Source organism: Burkholderia sp. Ed8, assembly GCF_040761425.1.
Lineage (GTDB): Bacteria > Pseudomonadota > Gammaproteobacteria > Burkholderiales > Burkholderiaceae > Burkholderia > Burkholderia seminalis.
Genome location: NZ_CP142885.1, coordinates 1101371 through 1121619, shown reverse-complemented (window position 1 = coordinate 1121619; position 20249 = coordinate 1101371). Strand labels below are relative to the sequence as shown.

At 66.7% G+C, this 20249-nt stretch carries 22 protein-coding genes; 14 read left to right on the top strand and 8 right to left on the bottom strand.

Annotated elements, in window-relative coordinates; translation table 11 throughout:
• The first annotated feature begins 57 nt into the window (after positions 1–57).
• Genes VXM69_RS05320 through catC form a run of 3 tightly spaced genes read left to right on the top strand, consistent with a single transcriptional unit; the run spans position 58 to position 2460 of the window.
• Positions 58–1191, top strand: a complete 1134-nt coding sequence (locus VXM69_RS05320; RefSeq protein WP_034185655.1) for a muconate/chloromuconate family cycloisomerase — start codon at positions 58–60, stop codon at positions 1189–1191.
• A gap of 32 nt (positions 1192–1223) precedes the next feature.
• Complete coding sequence (catA, locus tag VXM69_RS05315; protein WP_034185654.1) at positions 1224–2126, top strand: catechol 1,2-dioxygenase; 903 nt, start codon at positions 1224–1226, stop codon at positions 2124–2126.
• A gap of 43 nt (positions 2127–2169) precedes the next feature.
• On the top strand, positions 2170–2460 hold the full coding sequence (gene catC, locus VXM69_RS05310) for a muconolactone Delta-isomerase (RefSeq protein WP_034185653.1): 291 nt from the start codon (positions 2170–2172) through the stop codon (positions 2458–2460).
• Between the two features lie 139 nt (positions 2461–2599).
• Here catC and VXM69_RS05305 read toward each other — a convergent pair whose 3' ends face one another.
• Positions 2600–3379: an NAD(P)H-dependent oxidoreductase gene (locus VXM69_RS05305; RefSeq protein ID WP_124609058.1), complete on the bottom strand. Its 780-nt coding sequence runs from the start codon at positions 3377–3379 to the stop codon at positions 2600–2602.
• A gap of 86 nt (positions 3380–3465) precedes the next feature.
• Between VXM69_RS05305 and VXM69_RS05300 the strand changes: the two genes are divergently transcribed.
• A complete protein-coding gene (locus tag VXM69_RS05300; RefSeq protein ID WP_034185652.1) occupies positions 3466–4359 on the top strand; it encodes a LysR family transcriptional regulator in 894 nt (297 codons plus the stop codon).
• Positions 4360–4497: 138 nt separating this feature from the next.
• Positions 4498–4908: a DUF2471 family protein gene (locus VXM69_RS05295; RefSeq protein ID WP_034185651.1), complete on the top strand. Its 411-nt coding sequence runs from the start codon at positions 4498–4500 to the stop codon at positions 4906–4908.
• A gap of 24 nt (positions 4909–4932) precedes the next feature.
• Here VXM69_RS05295 and VXM69_RS05290 read toward each other — a convergent pair whose 3' ends face one another.
• Positions 4933–6966, bottom strand: a complete 2034-nt coding sequence (locus VXM69_RS05290) for an NADPH-dependent 2,4-dienoyl-CoA reductase (protein ID WP_034185650.1) — start codon at positions 6964–6966, stop codon at positions 4933–4935.
• 75 nt (positions 6967–7041) lie between these two features.
• Between VXM69_RS05290 and VXM69_RS05285 the strand changes: the two genes are divergently transcribed.
• From VXM69_RS05285 to VXM69_RS05275, 3 genes are all read left to right on the top strand, one after another.
• Positions 7042–8124 carry an AraC family transcriptional regulator gene (locus VXM69_RS05285; RefSeq protein ID WP_367189113.1) on the top strand — a complete coding sequence of 361 codons (1083 nt, stop codon included), beginning with the start codon at positions 7042–7044 and terminating at the stop codon, positions 8122–8124.
• A gap of 92 nt (positions 8125–8216) precedes the next feature.
• On the top strand, positions 8217–8762 hold the full coding sequence (locus tag VXM69_RS05280) for a hypothetical protein (RefSeq protein WP_301741963.1): 546 nt from the start codon (positions 8217–8219) through the stop codon (positions 8760–8762).
• Between the two features lie 116 nt (positions 8763–8878).
• The gene (locus VXM69_RS05275) at positions 8879–9361 is read left to right on the top strand and encodes a hypothetical protein (RefSeq protein ID WP_226193645.1); all 483 of its coding nucleotides are present in this window, start codon (positions 8879–8881) and stop codon (positions 9359–9361) included.
• A 20-nt stretch (positions 9362–9381) separates the two neighbouring features.
• On the opposite strand, the gene VXM69_RS05270 is transcribed toward VXM69_RS05275, so the two are convergent.
• The 3 genes from VXM69_RS05270 to VXM69_RS05260 all read right to left on the bottom strand — a co-directional run bounded on the left by VXM69_RS05270 (position 9382) and on the right by VXM69_RS05260 (position 11677).
• Positions 9382–9831 carry a DUF126 domain-containing protein gene (locus VXM69_RS05270; RefSeq protein ID WP_034185647.1) on the bottom strand — a complete coding sequence of 150 codons (450 nt, stop codon included), beginning with the start codon at positions 9829–9831 and terminating at the stop codon, positions 9382–9384.
• Positions 9824–11071, bottom strand: a complete 1248-nt coding sequence (locus VXM69_RS05265; protein WP_367189112.1) for an aconitase X — start codon at positions 11069–11071, stop codon at positions 9824–9826. Before VXM69_RS05265 ends, VXM69_RS05270 begins: the two co-directional genes overlap by 8 nt.
• Positions 11072–11248: 177 nt before the next feature.
• The gene (locus VXM69_RS05260) at positions 11249–11677 is read right to left on the bottom strand and encodes a MarR family winged helix-turn-helix transcriptional regulator (protein WP_226226866.1); all 429 of its coding nucleotides are present in this window, start codon (positions 11675–11677) and stop codon (positions 11249–11251) included.
• A 91-nt stretch (positions 11678–11768) separates the two neighbouring features.
• Here VXM69_RS05260 and VXM69_RS05255 point away from each other — a divergent pair, with 91 nt between their 5' ends.
• From VXM69_RS05255 to VXM69_RS05235, 5 genes are all read left to right on the top strand, one after another.
• Positions 11769–12689 (top strand): LysR family transcriptional regulator, encoded by a 921-nt coding sequence (locus tag VXM69_RS05255; protein ID WP_034185644.1) that lies wholly within the window; start codon positions 11769–11771, stop codon positions 12687–12689.
• A gap of 107 nt (positions 12690–12796) precedes the next feature.
• Positions 12797–13228, top strand: a complete 432-nt coding sequence (locus VXM69_RS05250; RefSeq protein WP_034185643.1) for a MarR family winged helix-turn-helix transcriptional regulator — start codon at positions 12797–12799, stop codon at positions 13226–13228.
• Positions 13229–13296: 68 nt separating this feature from the next.
• A complete protein-coding gene (locus VXM69_RS05245) occupies positions 13297–14391 on the top strand; it encodes an HlyD family secretion protein (protein WP_059558506.1) in 1095 nt (364 codons plus the stop codon).
• Positions 14392–14404: 13 nt separating this feature from the next.
• Positions 14405–15979 carry a DHA2 family efflux MFS transporter permease subunit gene (locus VXM69_RS05240; RefSeq protein ID WP_034185641.1) on the top strand — a complete coding sequence of 525 codons (1575 nt, stop codon included), beginning with the start codon at positions 14405–14407 and terminating at the stop codon, positions 15977–15979.
• A gap of 16 nt (positions 15980–15995) precedes the next feature.
• Positions 15996–17426, top strand: coding sequence for an efflux transporter outer membrane subunit (locus tag VXM69_RS05235; protein ID WP_059558509.1), 1431 nt, complete (start codon positions 15996–15998; stop codon positions 17424–17426).
• Between the two features lie 145 nt (positions 17427–17571).
• Here VXM69_RS05235 and VXM69_RS05230 read toward each other — a convergent pair whose 3' ends face one another.
• The 3 genes from VXM69_RS05230 to VXM69_RS05220 all read right to left on the bottom strand — a co-directional run bounded on the left by VXM69_RS05230 (position 17572) and on the right by VXM69_RS05220 (position 18960).
• On the bottom strand, positions 17572–17982 hold the full coding sequence (locus VXM69_RS05230; protein ID WP_034185639.1) for a TIGR02594 family protein: 411 nt from the start codon (positions 17980–17982) through the stop codon (positions 17572–17574).
• A gap of 270 nt (positions 17983–18252) precedes the next feature.
• Complete coding sequence (locus tag VXM69_RS05225) at positions 18253–18477, bottom strand: hypothetical protein (RefSeq protein ID WP_034185638.1); 225 nt, start codon at positions 18475–18477, stop codon at positions 18253–18255.
• A gap of 279 nt (positions 18478–18756) precedes the next feature.
• Positions 18757–18960: a cold-shock protein gene (locus tag VXM69_RS05220; protein ID WP_034185637.1), complete on the bottom strand. Its 204-nt coding sequence runs from the start codon at positions 18958–18960 to the stop codon at positions 18757–18759.
• Between the two features lie 375 nt (positions 18961–19335).
• Here VXM69_RS05220 and VXM69_RS05215 point away from each other — a divergent pair, with 375 nt between their 5' ends.
• On the top strand, positions 19336–20247 hold the full coding sequence (locus VXM69_RS05215) for a LysR substrate-binding domain-containing protein (RefSeq protein ID WP_069245868.1): 912 nt from the start codon (positions 19336–19338) through the stop codon (positions 20245–20247).
• Positions 20248–20249 lie beyond the last annotated feature (2 nt).

Here is a 20249-nt window from a genome sequence, read left to right as displayed (position 1 = left end):
AGTGTTGGACGACGCGGGGCGGGAATTCCTACCATGTGCACCAACAGGAGGAATCGCATGATAGCAACTGCCGCCACCATCGAACGCATCGACACGCTGCTCGTCGACGTGCCGACGATCCGGCCCCACAAACTGTCGGTCGCGACGATGAATTGCCAGACCCTCGTGCTGGTCCGGGTTCGATGCACGGACGGTATCGAAGGCGTCGGCGAGGCGACGACCATCGGCGGCCTCGCCTACGGCGAGGAGAGCCCCGAAAGCATCAAGGTCAACATCGACACCTACTTCGCGCCGCTGCTGCAGGGCATGGACGCGACACGCCCCGGCGCCGCGCTGGCGCGTGCGCGCAAGCTGTTCCAGGGCAACCGTTTCGCGAAGTGCGCGATCGAGACCGCGCTGTTCGACGCACAGGCGCGGCGCCTCGGCGTGCCGCTGTCCGAGCTGTTCGGCGGCCGCCGGACCGATGCGGTCGATGTCGCCTGGACGCTCGCGAGCGGCGACACGCAGCGCGACATCGCGGAGGCCGAAGCGATGCTCGACGCGCGCCGCCATCGTGCGTTCAAGCTGAAGATCGGCTCGAACGCGGTTGCCGACGACGTGGCGCACGTGGTCGCGATCAAGCGTGCGCTCGGCGAGCGCGGCGACGTGCGCGTCGACGTGAACCAGGCCTGGAGCGAAACCGATGCGATCTGGGCCGGCGCGCGGCTGGCCGAAGCCGGCGTGAGCCTCGTCGAGCAGCCGATCGCCGCGACCAACCGCGCGGGGCTCAAACGCCTCACGCAGCTCGCGCAGGTGCCGATCATGGCCGACGAGGCGCTGCACGGCCCGGTCGACGCGTTCGCACTCGCGCAGGATCGCGCGGCCGACGTGTTCGCGGTGAAGATCGCGCAGTCGGGCGGCCTGCAGGGCGCGGCGAGCGTCGCGTCGATCGCCGCGGCGGCCGGCATCGAGCTGTACGGCGGCACGATGCTCGAAGGCGCGGCCGGCACGATGGCGTCCGCGCAGCTGTTCAGCACGTTCGATTCGCTGAAATGGGGCACCGAACTGTTCGGCCCGCTGCTGCTCACCGAGGAAATCCTCGTCGAGCCGCTGCGCTACCAGGATTTCAAGCTGCATCTGCCGGCCGCGCCCGGCCTCGGCATCACCTTCGACTGGGCCCGCATCGAACGGATGCGACGCGACGCCCGCTGATCCCCACACGACAACCGAAACCGGAGACACAGATGAACAAGCAAGCCATCGACGCACTGCTGAAGACCTTCGACGACGCCGCCGAGAAACCCGGCAACCCGCGCGTGCGCGCGATCGTCAACCGGATCGTGAAGGACATCTGCTACACGATCGAGGACTTCGACGTGCAGCCGAGCGAGTTCTGGACCGCGCTGAACTACCTGAACGAAGCCGGCCGCGAATTCGGGCTGATTGCCGCGGGCCTCGGCCTCGAGCGCTTCCTCGACGTGCGGATGGACGAGGCCGAGGAAAAGGCCGGCATCCAGGGCGGCACGCCGCGCACGATCGAAGGGCCGCTGTACGTCGCCGGTGCGCCGGAATCGGTCGGCCACGCGCGTCTCGACGACGGCACCGATCCGGGCCAGACGCTGATCATGCGCGGCCGGGTACTCGGCGAGAACGGCGCGCCGCTCGCGAACGCGCTCGTCGAGGTGTGGCACGCGAACCATCTGGGCAACTACTCGTACTTCGATCAGTCGCAGCCCGCGTTCAACCTGCGCCGCTCGATCCGGACCGACGCCGACGGCCGCTACAGCTTCCGCAGCGTGCTGCCGGTCGGCTACAGCGTGCCGCCGGGCAGCAAGACCGAGCAGCTGCTCGACCAGCTCGGCCGCCACGGCCACCGTCCGGCGCACATTCACTTCTTCGTTTCGGCCGACGGTTATCGTAAGCTGACGACGCAGATCAACATCGACGGCGATCCGCATCTGTGGGACGACTTCGCGTTCGCGACGCGCGACGGGCTGATCCCGCCGGTCAAGCAGGCCGAAGGCGCGGAAGGCAAGCCGTATGGCGTCGACGGGCAGTTCGCGCTGATCGACTTCGATTTCTCGCTGCTCAAGGACAAGCAGCACGTGCCGGGCAGCGAAGTCGAGCGCGCACGCGCACAGGCCTGAGCGCGCACCGCGTTCGACGCATCGATCATTCAAGGAGTGCAGGATGCTGTTTCATGTGGAAATGACCGTTCGTCTGCCGGCGGACATGGATCCGGTCAAGGCGGCCACGCTGAAGGCGGAAGAAAAGGCGATGTGCCAGCGGCTGATGAACGAAGGCGTCTGGCGGCATCTGTGGCGGATCGCCGGGCAGTACGCGAACGTCAGCATCTTCGACGTCGAAAGCGTGCAGCAGCTGCATGACCTGCTGAGCCAGTTGCCGCTGTTCCCGTACATGGAGATGGACGTGCGGGCGCTGTGCCGGCACCCTTCGTCGATCCGGGACGACGATCGCTGAGCCACGATGAATCGCGGCCGTGACCCACGGCCGCGCGATGTACGACACGAGCGGCCGGCGAAGTCTCGCGGGCCGCTCGTGTCGCTTTGCGTTTGGGAACGGTCGTCCGTGTCGCCGCGCACGCGGTGCGCGGCAGCCGTCATGCGGCCAGATGAACCGCGAATCCCGCCTGCCCCGGCGCGATGTCGTCCTTCAGTGTCAGCGCCGGAATCGCGTATTCCCCCGCGTTCTGCCGACGGAACGGAATCGGCGGCGTGGTCCACAGATCGTCGAGACGCCGGCCGAGCGCCGCGCGCGTTTCGTCGAAGCGCGCGTCGTTCATCTTCCCCGTCCGGTAGATCACGAACGGCGGCAGCACGTCGAACCCCGGGTAATACAGCACACCGTGATGGATCGGGAACAGCACGTCGTCGATCGGCCCGTTGATGCCGCGCGGGCTGTAGTGCGACTCCCACCCGCCCGTCGTGACGACCACCATCGCCCGCTTGCCGGTCATCCTGCCTTCGCCGTAGCGATCGCCCCAGTGCGTATCGGAATGCTCGCCGACCCCGTACGCAAAGCCGTATGCATACACGCGCTCGAACCAGCCCTTCATGATCGCCGGCATCGAGAACCACCACAGCGGAAACTGCAGGATCACCGCGTCGGCCCACTTCAGCTTCTCCTGCTCGCGCGCGATGTCGTCGCTTTGCGTGCCCGCCGCGAATGCGCGCTTCGAATCGAGCGACGGATCGAAACGCGCGCCGGGCGCACGGTCGGTCACGTCGTTCGCATCGAATGCCGCCTTCCAGTTCATCGCGTACAGGTCGCTCACCTGCACCGCGTGGCCGGCCGCCTCGAGATGCCCGACGGCAAAGTCGCGCAACGCGCCGTTCAGAGACCGCGGTTCGGGATGGGCATACACGATCAGCACATTCATGTTCGTCACTCCGTCGATTGAATGACTGCAGGATGCGCCTGCCGAAGGTATATTTGAAATGAATTCCTGATATTCCAGGTATAGCCATGGACAATCTCAGACGGCTCGATCTGAACCTGCTCGTCACGCTGGACGTGCTGCTGGCCGAGCACAACGTCACGCGCGCGGCCGGGAAGCTGAACATGTCGCAGCCGTCGGTCAGCGTGCAGCTGCAGAAGCTGCGCGACCTGTTCGGCGATCCGCTGCTGCTGCCGGGGCCGCGCGGGATGCGGCCGACCGCGCGTGCGGAAGCGCTGCGCGAGCCGTTGCGCGATGCGCTCGAAGCGATCGAGCGCGCGGTGGTGCCGGCCACGCCGTTCGATCCCGCGACCGCGACGAACACGTGGCGCGTGGCCGCGACCGACTACGGCGAATCGACGATCGTGCTGCCCGCGCTGAATACGCTGCGCTCGGCCGCGCCCGGTACGCGGCTCGCCGTGGTCGAACTCGTACCGCCGCGCATCGAGCAGGATACCGAACGAAACGGCATCGACCTCGTGTTCCATACGAGCGACGGGTCGCCGGCCGGCATGCGGCGCCTGCCGCTGTTCGTCGAACGCTACGTGCTCATCGGCCGCGCCGGGCATCCGAAGCTGAAGCGGCGCCCGACGCTCGCGCAGTTCGGCACGCTCGAACACGTGATCGTGTCGCCCGACGGCGGCGGCTTCTTCGGCGTGACGGACGAAGTGCTCGCGAGGGTCGGCGCCACGCGGCGCGTCGTGCTGTCGGTACCGCACTTCCTGTTCGTGATGTCGGCCGTCGCGAGCACCGATCTCGTCGCGATGCTGCCCGAGCGGCTGGTGCGCGACGTGCCCGCGTTGCGCGTGGTGGACGCACCGGTCGAGGTGCCCGGCTATGAAATGTCGATGCTGTGGCATGAACGCGTGCATCGCGACCCGGCGCATCGGTGGCTGCGGGAGACGATCGCGGCGGCGGTCTGAACCGGCCCGGTTGCCGGACGGCTGCCGCCTGCTGTCATCGGGGGCTTGAAAGTGCGTCGATCACTGTATATATTTACAGTGTTTCTGCGTCATTTGACCCGAATTCCGTCACCCGAGACGGTCTTTAGTGAGGCGACCATGTTCCAGTCATCCGCATTCGATCCCGAGCAACCCGGCTTCAATCCCGTCCACTTCGAGCGCGCCGCGCGGCAGGCGGTCGTCGATCTTCAGCGTGTCGTCGGCGGCCCCGCACAGCGGGCGCTCGGCTTGCGGCGCCGCAGCCATCCGGCCGCCGTCCGCACGATGAGCTGGCAGGCGCTGCTGAATGTCGAGGAGCTGGCGTTCTCGAACGCCGGCTTCCTGAACCGCAACGATCCGGCCGTCGTCGATGCCTTCATCCGGCTGCGCGACAGCCGGATGGTCGCCGCGGACATCGAGGAAGCCGTCGACTGGAAACGCGACGACGACGATCTGCCCGCCGTCTACCTGATCGTCAAGGCGATGCTGGAAGCGGAAGAGCGCGAGGCGCAACGCGTCGAGATGGAGTGACCGCCGCGACGCGCGGCCGTCCCGTTACAGCCGCGCCGCGAGCCGCGCGCCCTGGTCGATCGCACGCTTCGCATCGAGTTCGGCGGCCAGCTCCGCGCCGCCGATCAGGTGCACCGGGCGCCCGGCCGCCTGCAACGGCGCGAGCAGCGCGCGCTGCGGCTCCTGCCCCGTGCAGAGCACGATCGTGTCGGCTTCGATCAGTTCGTGATCGGTGCGCTGCTCGCCGTACGACACGTGCAGCCCGCGCGCGTCGATCAATTCGTAGTTCACGCCGCCGATCATCTTCACCTGCTTCATCTTCAGCGTCGCGCGGTGAATCCAGCCGGTCGTCTTGCCGAGCCCCTTGCCGAGCGGCGCGGCCTTGCGCTGCAGCAGCGTCACTTCACGCGCGGGCGCGGGGACCTGCGCGCGCGTCACGCCGCCGCGCGTCGCGGCGGGGTCGGTCACGCCCCACTCGGCCTTCCACGCCGGCAGATCGAGCGCCGGCGATTCGCCGTCCTGCACCAGGTATTCGGCCACGTCGAAGCCGATCCCGCCCGCGCCGACCACCGCGACGCGCCGCCCGACCGGCTGCTTGCCCGCGAGCACGTCGATATAGCTGAGCACGTTCGGCCCGTCCTGCCCCGGAATCTTCGGGTCGCGCGGCGCGACGCCGGTCGCGAGCACGATCTCGTCGTAGCCGCCCGCGATCAGGTCGCTCGCGTCGACGCGGCGGTTCAGGTGCAGGTTCACGCCGGTCAGCTCGACCTGGCGGCCGAAGTAGCGCAGCGCCTCGTGAAACTCCTCCTTGCCCGGCACCTGCTTCGCCATGTTGAACTGACCGCCGATCTCGGCCGCGCCGTCGAACAGGTCGACGTGATGGCCGCGCTGCGCGAGCACGGTCGAGCATGCGAGCCCGGCCGGCCCGGCGCCCACCACCGCGATGCGCTTCGGCTGCGGTGCGGGCGTGTATTTCAGCTCCGTCTCGTGGCATGCGCGCGGATTCAGCAGGCACGACGCGATCTTGTTCCTGAACGCGTGATCGAGACACGCCTGGTTGCAGCCGATGCAGGTGTTGATCTCGTCGGCGCGGCCCTGCGCGGCCTTGACGACGAATTCGGCATCGGCGAGCAGCGGGCGCGCCATCGACACCATGTCCGCGCAGCCGTCCGCGAGAATCTGCTCGGCCACTTCGGGCCGGTTGATCCGGTTGGTCGTCACGAGCGGAATGCCGACCTCGCCCTTCATCTTCTTCGTCACCCACGCGAACGCGCCGCGCGGCACCGACGTCGCGATCGTCGGCACACGCGCCTCGTGCCAGCCGATCCCCGTGTTGATGATCGTCGCGCCCGCGCGCTCGACGGCCTTCGCGAGCTGCACGGTTTCGCTCCAGTCGCTGCCGTCCGGAATCAGGTCGAGCATCGACAGCCGGTAGATCAGGATGAAATCGCGGCCGACCGCTTCGCGCGTGCGCTCGATGATCTCGATCGGCAAGCGGATGCGGTTCTCGTACGAACCGCCCCACTGATCGGTGCGCTTGTTCGTGTGCATCGAGATGAACTGGTTGATCAGGTAGCCCTCGGAGCCCATGATCTCGACGCCGTCGTAACCGGCCTCGCGCGCGAGCTTCGCGCAGCGCACGAACGCGCGGATCTGCCGCTCGACGCCGCGCGCGCTCAGCTCGTGCGGCGCGAACGGCGAGATCGGCGACTTGATCTTCGACGGCGCGACCGCGAACGGGTGATAACCGTAGCGGCCCGTATGCAGGATCTGCAGCGCGATCTTGCCGTCCTCCGCATGCACGGCCTCCGTGATCTCGCGGTGCCGCCGCGCGGCGGCCGACGTCATCAGCGTGCCGCCGAACGGCTTGGTCCAGCCGGCCACGTTCGGCGCGAAACCGCCCGTCACGATCAGGCCGACGCCGCCGCGCGCCCGTTCGGCGAAATATTCGGCGAGGCGCGGCAACGTCTTGCGGCTGTCTTCGAGGCCGGTGTGCATCGAGCCCATCAGCACGCGGTTCTTCAGCGTCGTGAAGCCCAAGTCGAGCGGCGCGAGCAGGTGGGGAAAGGAGGTGGTCATGATGGTCGAGCCTATAAGCGATGCTTGCCATCGTAGGCGCGCGCCGCCTTGAGCGTGAGGGGGCAAACAGCCATAATGCTTGTCATTTTCGGCCAAACAGACATGACCTCCCCTCTCGCCAAAGACCGCCTCGGGCTGCGCCGGCCGACGATTCCGGTCGCCTATACGCGCCTGTTACTGCAGGCACTGGCCGCGCGCGGCGTCGACCTGGCCGCCGTGCGCGCCGGCACGGGCCTGCGCGACGCCGTGTTGGCCGAACCGGACGCGCGCGTCGCGCCGGCGCAATGGGGGCGGCTGGTGCTCAATGCGATCGAGATCGGCGGCGATCCCGGCATCGGGCTCGCGTTCGGGCTGCTGCTGAAGCCGACCGTGCACGGCTTTCTCGGCTACGCGACGCTGACCGCGCGGGACATCCGCGAAGCATTGTCGGTCACGCAGCGCTACTTCCGGATGCGCAACCGCCAGTACCGGCTGACCTATGCGGAAGACGATCGTGGCGCGACGCTCGAACTGCACGGCGTGCAGGCGAGCCCCGTATTGCAGCATCACGTGATGTTCGAATTCGTGCTGACGGGGCTCGCGCAGAACATCTCGCAATGGGCCGGGCGCGCATCGCCGCCGATCGAGCTGCGGTTCGCGTGGCCGGAGCCTGCGTATTTCGCGCGCTATCGCGACTCGTTGCCGCCGGTGGAATTCGGTTGCGCGGCGAACGCGCTATGGATCGCGCGCGACGTGCTCGACTGGCCGTTGCCGCTCGCCGATGAAGTCGCGCACCGGCAGGCGCTCGTGCAGGTCGAGCGCGAGTATGCGCAGGTGCGGCAGGAAGAAGGCGACCTGGTCGGGCGCGTGCGCGCGGAGCTGGCGCGCGCAGCCGGCGACTACCCGGGGCCGGAATCGCTCGCCCACGCGTTGCTCGTGTCGACGCGCACGCTGCGGCGCCGGCTGGAGGAAGCCGGGTCGAGCTACCGGCAGTTGCTCGACGAAGCGCGGTTTCGCGACGCGAAGCAGTTGCTCGCGGCGTCGGATCTCGACCTGAAGACGATCGCCGAACGGCTGCAATTCACCGACCCGGCGAACTTCACGCGCGCGTTCCGGCGCTGGGCCGGGCAGACACCGAGCGCGTACCGGGAGGCGGCGGCGGGCGCGGCGCGCGACTGATGCCGGGCCCCGGCACGAGGTGCCGGCCCGCGGTTTCATCGGTATGATCAATGCCAAGCCAAAGCGGCGCCACCGGCGCACTCTCCCGCCCCATGTCCAATCAGACCACGCTGATCGAAGCGACGATCGACCGTATCGATACGAACCTCGTCCGGGTCGAGGCCAGTATCGCGAAGGTGCCGCTTTACCGACTCACGATGCAGAACGTCTGCTACTTCATCGGCGCCGGCGATATCGACGCGGCGGCCTTCAGGCAGATCGATCGATTGAAGCCCGGGATGGCCGTGCGCGCGTGCGTCTTCGACGATCGCGGCCGCCACCGGATCGCGTGGCTCAGAAGCGGCGATCTGGCGATCGCGCCTTACGATGCGCTCGGACAAAAGCGCCGCAACCTGTCGCTGCTGGCATGGGCGTCGTGCCTGTTCATGCTGAGCCTGCTGATCGGCGCGGCTGCGTTCAAAGCGGGCTGGGCGCTCGTCATCGCGCTGGCCGTGCTCGTGAGCATCATCAGCCTGCTGGGCACCCTGCTCGCGATCGCCGGCCTGTCCGAACGGGTCTTCCGGCCCCAGCGGCGCGAGGCCCAGGAAAAGTGGCGAGACGAACCCGCCGGATTCAAGGCGGAACGGAGCAACGGATGACCGATCGTGTGATGCAGATCGCGACCGGCGCCGTGACGTCCGTGAGCCAGAATACGATCCGTACGAAAGTCTGGAGCAACAACCTCGGCTGGACCACGCAAGGCATCGAGGAAATCGTGCTGCAGCTCGACACGTTCGACGCACCGCTCACGGTCAGGACGGACAGCGCGCGAAGCCTGTTCATCGGCGCCGGCGACCGGCTGAATGTTGCTTACGTCCGAAGCCCGGATCGCGCCGCCATCTACGGCATTCGCAACGTCACTGACGGTTCGGTGTATCTCGTTCGCACCGCCGAAGTCGCCGGTGCCCGCACCGACGTATTCGTGACGATCGCCATTCTGGTCGCCATGGCCTTCGTCACCGGCATCATGTCCGCACTGCAACGCAGCACGGACGGCATGCTCGACATGGTGGCGTGGTTCGGCAGCACCGCGATTGGCCTCTTCGTGCTGAGTACGATCCTGCGCACCATGTTCGGCGTGATCGCGTGGCCGGAAATCCGGCGGCTCACGCAGCCCGGCGGCAAACGCGAGATGAATGCCGCCCGGCACGCGCTGTCGCTCACGCATGACGATACGCCGAACATCCGCTTTCTCTGACACGATACGCGCACGACGCGTCAGCCCCCGACGACGATCCGCGCGCCCCCTTCCCCCTCGCCCGCCTCGATCCGCACCTCCCCGGTCGCGGCGGCGATCGCGTCGTACACGTCGTCGCTCACGCACACCACCGGCACCGCGATCGCATACAGTTCGGCCGCCACGATCGCACCGATCGAGAGGATCAAGTCACGCTCCTTCAGCACGATCCCGACCGGCCCCGTGCCGTTGCGCACGGCTTCCGCGAGCACGCTGCTGCTCGAACTCGAGCCCTTCGCGTGCGGCATCACCATCACCTTGCCGGCGAGGCTCGCGCCGGCCTGCGGATGGCCGCGATCGACGATCCTGCCCGCGCCCGAGTCGTAGCCGCCCCAGAAGCTGAGCGGCTTGTCGAGCACGAACGGGCGCGCGCACGCGCTGCCCGGCACGAGCGTGTCGCCCGTCAGACCCTTGCCCACGGCTTCAGTCATCGAATCGCACCTTTCCTTCGTACGCCGAGCGCACGCATTCGCGCATGCTGCCGTACGCGACCGTCACGCCGATGTTCGCGGGCGCATACGACGCCCATTTCCCCGAATTGGTCATCACGAGCCCCGACATCTGCTTCATCACGGGCGTGATGTACGTGCAGGTATCGACGACGATCTGGATGCCGCGCGCGGCGAACTTGCGCGCGAGGCCGGCCTCCTCCAGCTCCCACAGGATGAAGCGGCTCGTGTTCACGTAGAAATCGCACGCCGGCTTGCCGTCGAACGCGTCGAGCAACGTGTCGAGCGTGCGGAATTCAGCCAGCGAGAAATGCGGCGTGCCGAGCGCGACCGCGACGAGGGGATCGCCGGCCGCGCCGTGGTTCAGCGTGCGGCGAATCGCGTCGAGATCGGCCATCGCGACGTCGACCGTGCGTTGCGCCGCTTGCCCGTGCAATGCGACGTCGAGCGTCGGCGCTTCCGGCGTGATGCCCACCGCATGAAACAGCGCGACCGCACCGCTCGACGCGGCGGCCGCGCCGAGTGCCTTGAGTTCGTCCTCGGTGGCGTCCGCCGGCAACCCGACGATCGCCGGCACGACCGCGCCCGCGATCCGGCCGATCAGCAGACCCAGCGCGGCAAAGTAGATGTCGCGCGACGGCAGGCCGGTGAAATCCGGCGCGTTGAACACGAGCCGCGCGGCGCGGTTCGCTTCGACATGGAGCCCCGCATACGGCGCGCGCCCGGTGATCGCGGCGGCCAGGTCGAGAAAATCGCCGTACCGGCTCGTGCGCGCGCCGAGCACCGAGTTCGCGAACACGATCGCATTCGATTCGGCCCACGCAATCTGCTCGCCCTTCGCGGGACGATGCTTCAGCTGATACGGCGCGCACGTGAAGCTCGATTCGCAACCGAGCTGCAGATGCGCATCCATCAGGCGCTGCGCGTCGCGCTGGATCGCGCGGTCGCCGTGGTACAGCTCGGGATGGATCAGGTCGAGCGACCCGACGTTCAGCGTGGTGGGCACCGCGACCTTCGTGCCGGTGTCGACGAAATACTCGACGAAATCGAGGCTCGTCCGGCCGTGGTAAAGACAGCCGTCGATGTGGGCGGACGTGATGTCGATCAGGTGCGGCGCGGACATCACGTGCGCGGTACGCACGACGATCCGCATCGCGCGCGCGACGCCGTCGCCGAAATCCCCGCGCAACATCGCGTCGTCGCGGTCGCTCAACTGCAGCATCGGTTGCTCCTCGTGACTCGTGCCCGGCAGTGCGCCGGCCCGTGTAATCCGTCAGAGGACTCTACAACTGGAAACCAAAACTGTCCAGATCGAGATCGATCCGGACAGTTTCAAAACCACTTTTCGCCAGAAAAGACCACCAAAGCGACCATTGGCTCGAACTCCGCTCCAGTTCGCCTAGCGTTCCGCCGTCAGGCCGAACAGCTCGTCGCGCAAGGCGTTCGCGCGATCGCGGCCGACCTGCGCCTCGTATTCGTCCTGCGCGGCCTGCCACGCGACCCGCGCGCGTGCGAACGTGCGCTCGCCGAGCTTCGTCAGGTGCAGCACATGCGCGCGCGCATCGTGCTCGGACGCGGTCGTCATGACGAAACCGTCGCGCTGCAGCGGTTTCAGCCCGCGCAGCAAGGTCGTCCGATCCATCACGAGCGTCTCGGCGAGTTCGCTCATCAGCTGGCCGGGCCGGCGCGTGAGATTCGCCATGATCGAGAACTGCGCGGGCGTGACGCCAACCGGGGCCAGATGGCGTTCGTACAGTTGCGTGACGAAGCGCGCCGCCTGACGCAGCGCGAGGCAGTGGCACGCCTGGGCAATCGAGGTGTCGTTCATGCTCCGCAATTTATATGTGCATATGCATAAAGTCAATGTACACTCCGCCGTAACGCGGCCGGCTGCCGGCCCTCGCGTCAAGGAGACGGACATGGACTACATCGACAAGCTGCGGATTTTCCGGTCGGTGGTGGAGATGCGCAGCTTCACGCGCGCCGCCGACATGCACGGTCTCGCGCGGCCGGTCGTGTCGCGCGCGGTCGCGGATCTGGAAGCGCGTTTCGGCAGCCGGCTACTGCACCGGACCACGCGCCAGGTGTCGCTGACCGAAACGGCCGAGCGCATCTATGAACGCTGCGCGGCCGTGCTCGACGAACTCGACGCGCTCGAGGTCGAAGCGCAGACGCAGAACCGCGAACCCGAAGGGCTGCTGCGCCTCGTCGCGCACACGACGGCCGCGCTGAACCGCCTCGTGCCGCTGATCGCCGGCTTCAAGAGCGCGCATCCGAAGGTGCGCCTCGACGTCACGCTGACCGAGCGCCCGGTCGATCTCGTCGGCGAAGGCTACGACATCGGCATTGTCGTGCCGTACATGCTGACGAGCGAATCGACCGTCGTGCGGCTGATCGAGCGCATTCCGGTCGTGATCGTCGCGACGCCCGCGTATCTGCAAGCGCATGCGCGCCCCGAAACGCCGGCCGACCTGGCCGATCATCCGTTCGTGCCGATCTCGCCTTCGCTGCGCCGCCCCGCCCTGTCGTTTCGCGTCGACGGCGACCTGCTGACCGTGCCGTTCCGCTTCGACATCTCGTCGAACAGCCCCGTCTTCAACCGCGAAATGGTGATGAACGACTTCGGCATCGGCGTCGTCCCGAAAACGCTCGTCCAGGCCGAACTCGCGTCGGGCGCGCTCGTGCAACTGCTGCCCGACGCCGACCTCGTCGACGCATCCGTCGAGATCAAGCTCGCGTACGCGAACCGCGTGCTGCTGCCCGCGAAGGTGAAGGCGTTCATCGACTACACGGCCGCCTATTGCGACCGCGAAGGCTGGATCGTTCCCGCCGCGGCCTGACCGGGCGCGCGAACGCGCCATGTTGCAGTCGATTGGTACAGCCACGACACCAATCTGATCCCGCCCCGCCCATCGCTTCACGCGATCCTCCGCCCTAACATGTGCACATGCACAAGACCACGCTCACCGACGACGATTGCTTTGCGGTCCGCCAGGCCGCCCGGCGAATCTCGCAGTTCTACGAGCGCTATCTGTCGCGCGCGGGCGTCACGCCGTCGCAGTACAGCATTCTCGCGCTGCTGCGCGACCAGCCCGGCCTCACGATGGCAACCTTGTCGAGCGTGCTGGTGATCGAACGCACCGCGCTGCTGCGCGCGCTCAAGCCGCTCGTCGGCGCGGCGCTGGTGACGGGCCGGATCGAGCCGCCGTGCCGCGGCCAGACGTTCGCGCTCACCGCGCACGGCGAAACCAAGGTCGCCGATGCGCACGTGCACTGGCTCGCCGCGCAGGAAGCATTCGAGCGGTGTTTCGGGTCGGCACAGGCGGCCCGCCTCAGAGACGAATTGTTCCGGATCACGCACAACCTGCCGGAACGCTGATCGACGACTTCCCCGACGGACGGCACGCCGTCTTTCGTTTTGATAAGTGCATATACATAGGTGAATCGATGGAAACGACCCAAGCCGCTGCCGCGTCACGCGAAGCAGCCACAACCGAGCAGCCCGCGAAGCAGCAACGCCGCGTGCCGTGGATGCGAATCGCGGTAGGCGCCGTCGTCGTCGTCGTGGCCGCGGCCGCGCTCGACTGGCTGTTCGTGCTGCGCTTCCAGGAGAGCACCGACGATGCGTACGTCGGCGGCGACGTGACCGTGCTCGCGCCGAAGGTCAGCGGTTTCGTCGACAAGATCCTCGTGACCGACAACCAGCGCGTGAAGGCCGGCGACGTGCTCGTGCAGCTCGACGCACGCGACTACGACGCGAAGCTCGCTCAAGCGAGCGCCGAAGTCGATAGCGCGCGCTCCGCCGTCACCGAACTCGAAGCGAAGCAGCAACTGCAATTCGCGGTGATCGGCCAGCACGCGGCGGACAAGAACGCGTCGTCGGCCGAACTGACGCGTGCCGCATCGGACCGCGTGCGCTACCGCGAACTCGTCAAATCCGACGCCGTATCGAACCAGATCGTCGAGCGCGCCGACGCCGATTACTCGAAAGCCGGCGCGGCCGTCGAACGCAGCGACGCCGCGCTGCTCGCCTCGAAGCGGCAGCTCGACGTGCTCGGCGCGCAGCTCGCCGATGCACGGGCCCGCGTGAACACCGCGCTGGCCGCGCAGCGCGTCGCGGCGCTCAACGTCGAATACACGACGATCCGCTCGCCCGTCGACGGCTACGTCGGCAACCGCACGGGCCGCGTCGGCATGCTCGCGAACGTCGGCGTGCCGCTGCTGACCGTCGTGCCGGCTTCCGGACTGTGGGTCGATGCGAACTTCAAGGAAGACCAGCTGCGCAAGATGCGCGCGGGCGATCGCGTCGACGTGTCGCTCGATGCGTCGAGCACGAAACTGCATGGCCGCGTCGACAGCCTCGCGCCCGCGACCGGCGCGACCTTCAGCGTGCTGCCGCCCGAGAACGCGACCGGCAACTTCACGAAGATCGTCCAGCGCGTGCCCGTGCGCGTGCATCTCGATCCGCAACCCGGTATCGATCACGTGCTGCGCCCCGGCCTCTCCGCGGTCGTGACCGTGCACACCGACCACGCGAACTGAGCGGGAGCCGACGATGACCACCGCGTTTTCCGGCGACCCCGCGTCGCAACCGACGAAGCAGCGCGTATTCGCGTTCGCGCTGATGTGCGTCGGCTTCTTCATGGCGACGCTCGACATCCAGATCGTCGCGTCGTCGCTGCGCGACATCGGCGGCGGGCTTTCCGCGAGCCAGGACGAACTGTCGTGGGTGCAGACGGCCTACCTGATCGCCGAGATCATCGTGATCCCGATGTCGGGCTGGCTGTCGAAGGTGATGTCGACGCGCTGGCTGTTCGTTGCGTCGGCCGTCGGCTTCACGATCACCAGCATGCTGTGCGGGCTCGCGTGGGACATCAACTCGATGATCCTGTTTCGCGGGCTGCAAGGCGCGCTCGGCGCCGCGATGATCCCGACCGTGTTCACCACCGCGTTCGTGCTGTTCCCCGGCAAGCAGCGGCTGATCGCGTCGACGACCATCGGCGCGCTTGCATCGCTCGCCCCGGCGATCGGCCCGGTGATCGGCGGCTGGATCACCGACCAATGGTCGTGGCACTGGCTGTTCTATCTGAACCTCGTGCCGGGCATCGCGGTGGCCGTGCTCGTGCCGCGCTACGTGCATATCGACGAGCCCGACCTGAGCCTCATCAAGCGCGGCGACTATCTCGGCATCGTGCTGATGTCCGGCTTTCTCGGCTGCCTCGAATACGTGCTCGAGGAAGGCCCGCGCAAGAACTGGTTCGGGGACGACGTGATCATCATCTGCGCATGGATCTCCGGCATCTGCGGCTTCCTGTTCCTCGTGCATGCGCTGACCGCGAAGGATCCGATCGTCGACCTGCGCGCGCTCGCCGTGCGCAACTTCGGCATCGGCAGCCTGCTGTCGTTCGTGACCGGTATCGGGATCTTCGTGACCGTGTTCCTGACGCCGCTGTTTCTTGCGCAGGTGCGCGCATTCAGCTCGCTGCAGATCGGCATCGCGCTGCTGTCGGTCGGGGCGTTCCAGCTGGTCGCGCTCTGCGCCTATGCGTTCGCCGCGCGCTTCTTCAGCCTGCGCGCGCTGCTCGTGTTCGGGCTGATCTGTTTCGGCCTCGGCTGCTACCTGTACACGCCGATCACGCACGACTGGGGCTGGCGCGAATTGCTGCTGCCGCAAGCGCTGCGCGGCATCGGCCAGCAGTTCAGCGTGCCGCCGATCGTGACGATGGCGCTCGGCTCGCTGCCGCAGTCGCGGCTCAAATCGGCGAGCGGCCTGTTCAACCTGATGCGCAACCTCGGCGGCGCGATCGGCATCGCGGTGAGCGCGACGATGCTCAACGACCGGCTGAATTTTCACTATCTGCGCCTGAACGAGCACGTGAGCGCCGGCGAACCGCAGATCGCGTCGCTGCTCGATCGACAGGCCGCGTACTGGGGCTCCGTCGCAGGCAATACGCTGAATACCGCGCAGGCCGGGCTCGCGAACCTGCATCGGCTGATCTATCGCGAAGCGCTGACGCTCACTTATGCGGATGCGTATTACGCGCTGTCGCTGTGTTTCGTCGTCGCGCTGCTCGCCGTCGTGTTTTCCAAACCCATTACGTTGAACGCGCCGCCGCCGGACGCGCACTGAGGCCAAGGTCATCATCATGAAAAAGCTACTCGTCGCGCTGGCCGTCAGCGCATTCGCCGCCGGGTGCGCGGTGCAGCCCGCGCAGCATCCGGCGCTGTCCGAATCCGTCCAGACGCTCGCGCCCACCGCATGGGATACCGACGTGCCGCGCGCGGACATCGACGCCGCCGGCTGGTGGGCGCAATTCCACGATCCCGTGCTCGATCAACTGATCGCGACCGTGCTCGACGGCAACCTCGATCTGCAGGCCGCGGCCGAACGCGTGAAGCAGGCACAGGCGCTGACCGTGCAGAAACGTGCGGTGCTGCTGCCCGAACTCGACGCGACCGCGCACGCGTCCGACGCGCGGCAGAACACGCCGCCGCCGCTCGGCTACGTGCGGCAGGCAGGTGCCGGGCTCGCGCTGAGCTGGTCGCCCGACGTGTTCGGCGGCGAACGCCTCGACCTGCTCGCCGCGCAAGCGGAACTCGTCGGGCAGAAGCATGCGGAAGACGCGATGCGGCTCGCGCTGGCGGCCGATGCGGCATCCGCGTATGTCGATCTGCGCTGGGCGCAGCAGGAACTGAAGATCCTGCAGGACAACGCGAGGATTCGCCAGCATGCGCTCGAACTCACGCGCAAGCGGCAGGCGTTCGGGTTGTCGACCGAACTCGACGTGACCCGCGCGCAGAACCAGCTCGATGCGCTCGAAGCGCGGATTCCGCCGACGCAGGCGCAGATCTCGCATCAGCTCAACCTGATTGCCGTGTATTCGGGGCGCACGCCGGAAGCGGTCGACCGGCTCGTGCTGGCGCAGGCCGGGGAGATCCCGGCGCCGCCGATCGGGGCGCCGGGGACGCTGCCTTCGCAGGCGTTGTTGCGGCGGCCGGACGTGCTGACCGCCTATGCGCAGGTCGAACGGCGTGCGGCGCAAGTCGGTGTGGCGAAGGCCGAGCGGTATCCGAAGTTTTCGTTGAACCTGACGGACGGGATCCTGGCCGCGTCCTATCTCGGGTTGCCGACGTTGACCGACAACCTGTTCAGCGCGGCGCTGAGTGCGACGAGCCCGATTTTCAATGCGGGGCGGATTACCGCGGATATCTCGCAGAGCGAAAGCCGGATGCGCGAGTCGGAACTCGGGTTGCGGCAGACGATGCTGCAGGCATTGCGGGAAGTCGAGGATGCGCGCGCGAATCTCGTCAGCTCCGACGAGGCGACACGGAAGCTCGGTAGCGCGCTTTCCGCGTCGGACAAGGCGCTCGGATTGGCGAATCAACTCTACAAGGGCGGTGCGACGGATTTTCTGGATGTGTTGTCGGCGCAGGAGGTGTATCTGCGGGATTCGGATTCGCTCAACCAGGTCAAGCGTGAGCATGCGCTGGCGGCGGTGGCGTTGTATCGGTCGCTGGGGGGTGGGTGGAGCAGGAATGACGCGGCCGGGGAGGTGGAGGCGGTGGCGAAGAACTAGGCGCGATCGCGATACGGTGCCGGCCGCTACATTGGCCGGCGCGCCGTGCATCAGCAGCACGATTCCGGACACTTGATCGACGACAACCCGATCGAGTCAACCGCCATCACGCGATTGCGAATTCGCACATGCCACCGCGACGCGGTCATCCCGCATCGGGCCAACGATAACCGATCACTTCGTTCAGCGGATACGCAAGCTCGCGCACCTCTTCCAGCTGATTGCCACCGAACAGATGCACGTATTCGTCGTCGTGACGCAGATAGAACCCGACATGCCCTTTCCAGCTCGCCGGATCGTCGCGCGTCAGGATCGCGATGCAGCCGTAGACCGGCCGCTCCAGCGGCCGGCCCCATTCGAGCCATGAGCGCGCCAGTGCGGAGCCGGTGCCGCGGAATCCCGCGTGCGTCATGCACCAGTTGACGAAGGACGAACACCAGGAAATCTTGTCGTCGTAGCCGACCAGGTTCGTGTGGTTGTTGTACTCGACGATGCGCGGGTTGATGCTGCCGGGCGGATGGCGGCGGATGCCGAGTTCGGCCAGCGCGACGGCCATCCATGGCGGATGGGCGGCCTCCGGGCTGCGCTCAGGATTGGACAGGGTCACGTCGTTCTCGGGCGAGTGTGATGTGCGTGCAATCTTCGCACGAATCCGAAGGTTGGCAGCGCCACTCACCGACGACGTCGAAAAAGGAAAATCCGGCAGCCCGAACCGGGCGCGCGGATGCAATCGGAAGGTAGAGAATCGATCGCACGCGAGGTTCGGGCGCGCGCTGTTGCGCGCCCGGGTAACTACATGCGCCGGGTGGGCACCACGGCGTTGTGGTTAGCCGCGCGTATCGACCCAGTTGCGTGCCCAGTGTGCCGAGTGCCGCAGTGCCTGCGCTTCACTCTCGAAGTAGTCGAGCGAATAGAACCGGTAGCGGCCTTCCGCGGACGCGCTATCGACGCGCTCGAGCAGCAGGTTGGCTGAAAAACTGCCGTCGGGCAGACGATGCGCCGAGGGCTGGACGGCATAGCCGTTATATCGATGATTTTGTATGTTTTGCATTTCTAATTTTAATAATGTTCGACTGCACGCGTGCCGTGCGAACGTGCACGGATGCGCCGATTCAACGCCATTGCGCGCTGAATCTCAAGCAGTCGGAAAGCGAAAATAAGGCGCTGCGGCCGGAGGGGGAATGAAGTGCAACGAGACGTGTGACGCCGGGTTGGCCGCTGAATGAACAGAAGCAGCCACGAACACGCGCGCCAACTTTAGGAGACCAGGCTCCGTGAGGATGTCGCTGCGACCCGGCGCCCATCGTGGGATGGCCGGGCCCTTCAAACTTTACAGCGGCTGGATGTTGGCCGCTTGCAGACCCTTCGGGCCTTGCTTCGTCTCGAAGCTCACTTTCTGGTTTTCAGCCAGCGTCTTGAAGCCGTCGGCACGAATTTCCGAGAAATGAGCGAACAGGTCGTCGCCGCCGTTGTCCGGCGTGATGAAGCCAAAGCCTTTGCTGTCGTTGAACCACTTGACGATACCGGTATCCATGAAGATTCCTTGAGAAAAAAATAGAGAGATTTGCTCTGTTGAAGAGCGCGTGAAGCGTCAAGGAGGGAGAGGACAACGAATACCGCTGTGGAGAGCGAGCAATTGATGAACAGCAATCGGACTTCTTGGACTTCGATGCACACACTAACCGCCGGGCAGGTGCGCGTCAACAGATAACTTGTAACTGTTTCATCTCGCGATCCGCTTTTCGGGCGAATCGATGTGGCCCCAACCGGCTGCGCGCCTTGGCTGGCCTGGCGCGAATGGCACACGGTCCTCACGCGAATACGCCGATCGGCAACACCCTTCCCGCCGGATGATTTCCGCTCGATCCAACCGTATCATGTCGGTAGCCGCCTCCGATTCCCGCCTGCCATGCGCATCACGCCTCTCCCCCCACTGCAATGCCTCGTCGCGTTCGAAGCCGCCGTGCGGCATGCGAGCTTCACCAAAGCCGCCGCCGAACTGCACCTGACCCAAAGCGCGATCAGCCGCCAGATTCAACAACTCGAGGAATTCCTCGGCCGCTCGCTGTTCGTGCGCGAGCACCGCTCGCTGCGGCTGACGATCGCCGGCGAACAATACGCGGCACAGGTCCACCACCTGCTCACGCAATGCGCGGAAGCCACGCACGACGTGATGAAGCCATACGGCGATCTCGAACTGACGATCGCGTGCTCGTCCGGCGTCGCGGTGCTGTGGCTGACGCCGCGGCTGCCGCACTTTCGCGCCGCGTATCCGAACATCAAGCTGCGCCTGATCGTGCGCGATGCGCTCGCATCGATGTCGCCGGCGGAATTCGACGTCGGCGTCTACTACGTGCGTCAGCAGACGCCGGCCGAATACACCGCGCGCCGGCTGTTCGACGAGGAAGTGTTTCCCGTCTGCGCTCCGGGTTATCTGGCCGGCCGCACGCTGGACGCGGCCGATCTCGCGAACGAAACGCTGCTGCGCCTCGAGGACGGCCAGCGCCAATGGATGTCGTGGTCCGAATGGTTCGACATGAACGACGTCGACCGGCAGAAGGCGCAACCGCAGGACATCACGATCAACTCCTATCCGCAGATCGTGCAGATGACGATTCTCGGCCAGGGCGTGTCGCTCGGCTGGCGCTACATGATCGACGCATGCATCGAAGCGGGCCTGCTCGTGCGCGTGACGGAAGCGTCCGCGAGCCATGGCGGCGGCTATTACGTGATCTCGCCGAACGACCGCGTGCAGAACCAGGCCGCCCGCCTGTTCACGCGCTGGCTGTTCGAACAGGCGGAGCAGCAGACCGCGCCCTGACG

What these genes read in the sequence shown, in the direction of transcription:
- VXM69_RS05320 (WP_034185655.1), top strand. Translation starts at nt 58, where the DNA reads ATGATAGCAACTGCCGCCACCATCGAACGCATCGACACGCTGCTCGTC.
- catA (WP_034185654.1), top strand. Translation starts at nt 1,224, where the DNA reads ATGAACAAGCAAGCCATCGACGCACTGCTGAAGACCTTCGACGACGCC.
- catC (WP_034185653.1), top strand. Translation starts at nt 2,170, where the DNA reads ATGCTGTTTCATGTGGAAATGACCGTTCGTCTGCCGGCGGACATGGAT.
- VXM69_RS05305 (WP_124609058.1), bottom strand. Translation starts at nt 3,379, where the DNA reads ATGAATGTGCTGATCGTGTATGCCCATCCCGAACCGCGGTCTCTGAAC.
- VXM69_RS05300 (WP_034185652.1), top strand. Translation starts at nt 3,466, where the DNA reads ATGGACAATCTCAGACGGCTCGATCTGAACCTGCTCGTCACGCTGGAC.
- VXM69_RS05295 (WP_034185651.1), top strand. Translation starts at nt 4,498, where the DNA reads ATGTTCCAGTCATCCGCATTCGATCCCGAGCAACCCGGCTTCAATCCC.
- VXM69_RS05290 (WP_034185650.1), bottom strand. Translation starts at nt 6,966, where the DNA reads ATGACCACCTCCTTTCCCCACCTGCTCGCGCCGCTCGACTTGGGCTTC.
- VXM69_RS05285 (WP_367189113.1), top strand. Translation starts at nt 7,042, where the DNA reads ATGCTTGTCATTTTCGGCCAAACAGACATGACCTCCCCTCTCGCCAAA.
- VXM69_RS05280 (WP_301741963.1), top strand. Translation starts at nt 8,217, where the DNA reads ATGTCCAATCAGACCACGCTGATCGAAGCGACGATCGACCGTATCGAT.
- VXM69_RS05270 (WP_034185647.1), bottom strand. Translation starts at nt 9,831, where the DNA reads ATGACTGAAGCCGTGGGCAAGGGTCTGACGGGCGACACGCTCGTGCCG.
- VXM69_RS05265 (WP_367189112.1), bottom strand. Translation starts at nt 11,071, where the DNA reads ATGCTGCAGTTGAGCGACCGCGACGACGCGATGTTGCGCGGGGATTTC.
- VXM69_RS05260 (WP_226226866.1), bottom strand. Translation starts at nt 11,677, where the DNA reads ATGAACGACACCTCGATTGCCCAGGCGTGCCACTGCCTCGCGCTGCGT.
- VXM69_RS05255 (WP_034185644.1), top strand. Translation starts at nt 11,769, where the DNA reads ATGGACTACATCGACAAGCTGCGGATTTTCCGGTCGGTGGTGGAGATG.
- VXM69_RS05250 (WP_034185643.1), top strand. Translation starts at nt 12,797, where the DNA reads ATGCACAAGACCACGCTCACCGACGACGATTGCTTTGCGGTCCGCCAG.
- VXM69_RS05245 (WP_059558506.1), top strand. Translation starts at nt 13,297, where the DNA reads ATGGAAACGACCCAAGCCGCTGCCGCGTCACGCGAAGCAGCCACAACC.
- VXM69_RS05240 (WP_034185641.1), top strand. Translation starts at nt 14,405, where the DNA reads ATGACCACCGCGTTTTCCGGCGACCCCGCGTCGCAACCGACGAAGCAG.
- VXM69_RS05235 (WP_059558509.1), top strand. Translation starts at nt 15,996, where the DNA reads ATGAAAAAGCTACTCGTCGCGCTGGCCGTCAGCGCATTCGCCGCCGGG.
- VXM69_RS05230 (WP_034185639.1), bottom strand. Translation starts at nt 17,982, where the DNA reads ATGGCCGTCGCGCTGGCCGAACTCGGCATCCGCCGCCATCCGCCCGGC.
- VXM69_RS05225 (WP_034185638.1), bottom strand. Translation starts at nt 18,477, where the DNA reads ATGCAAAACATACAAAATCATCGATATAACGGCTATGCCGTCCAGCCC.
- VXM69_RS05220 (WP_034185637.1), bottom strand. Translation starts at nt 18,960, where the DNA reads ATGGATACCGGTATCGTCAAGTGGTTCAACGACAGCAAAGGCTTTGGC.
- VXM69_RS05215 (WP_069245868.1), top strand. Translation starts at nt 19,336, where the DNA reads ATGCGCATCACGCCTCTCCCCCCACTGCAATGCCTCGTCGCGTTCGAA.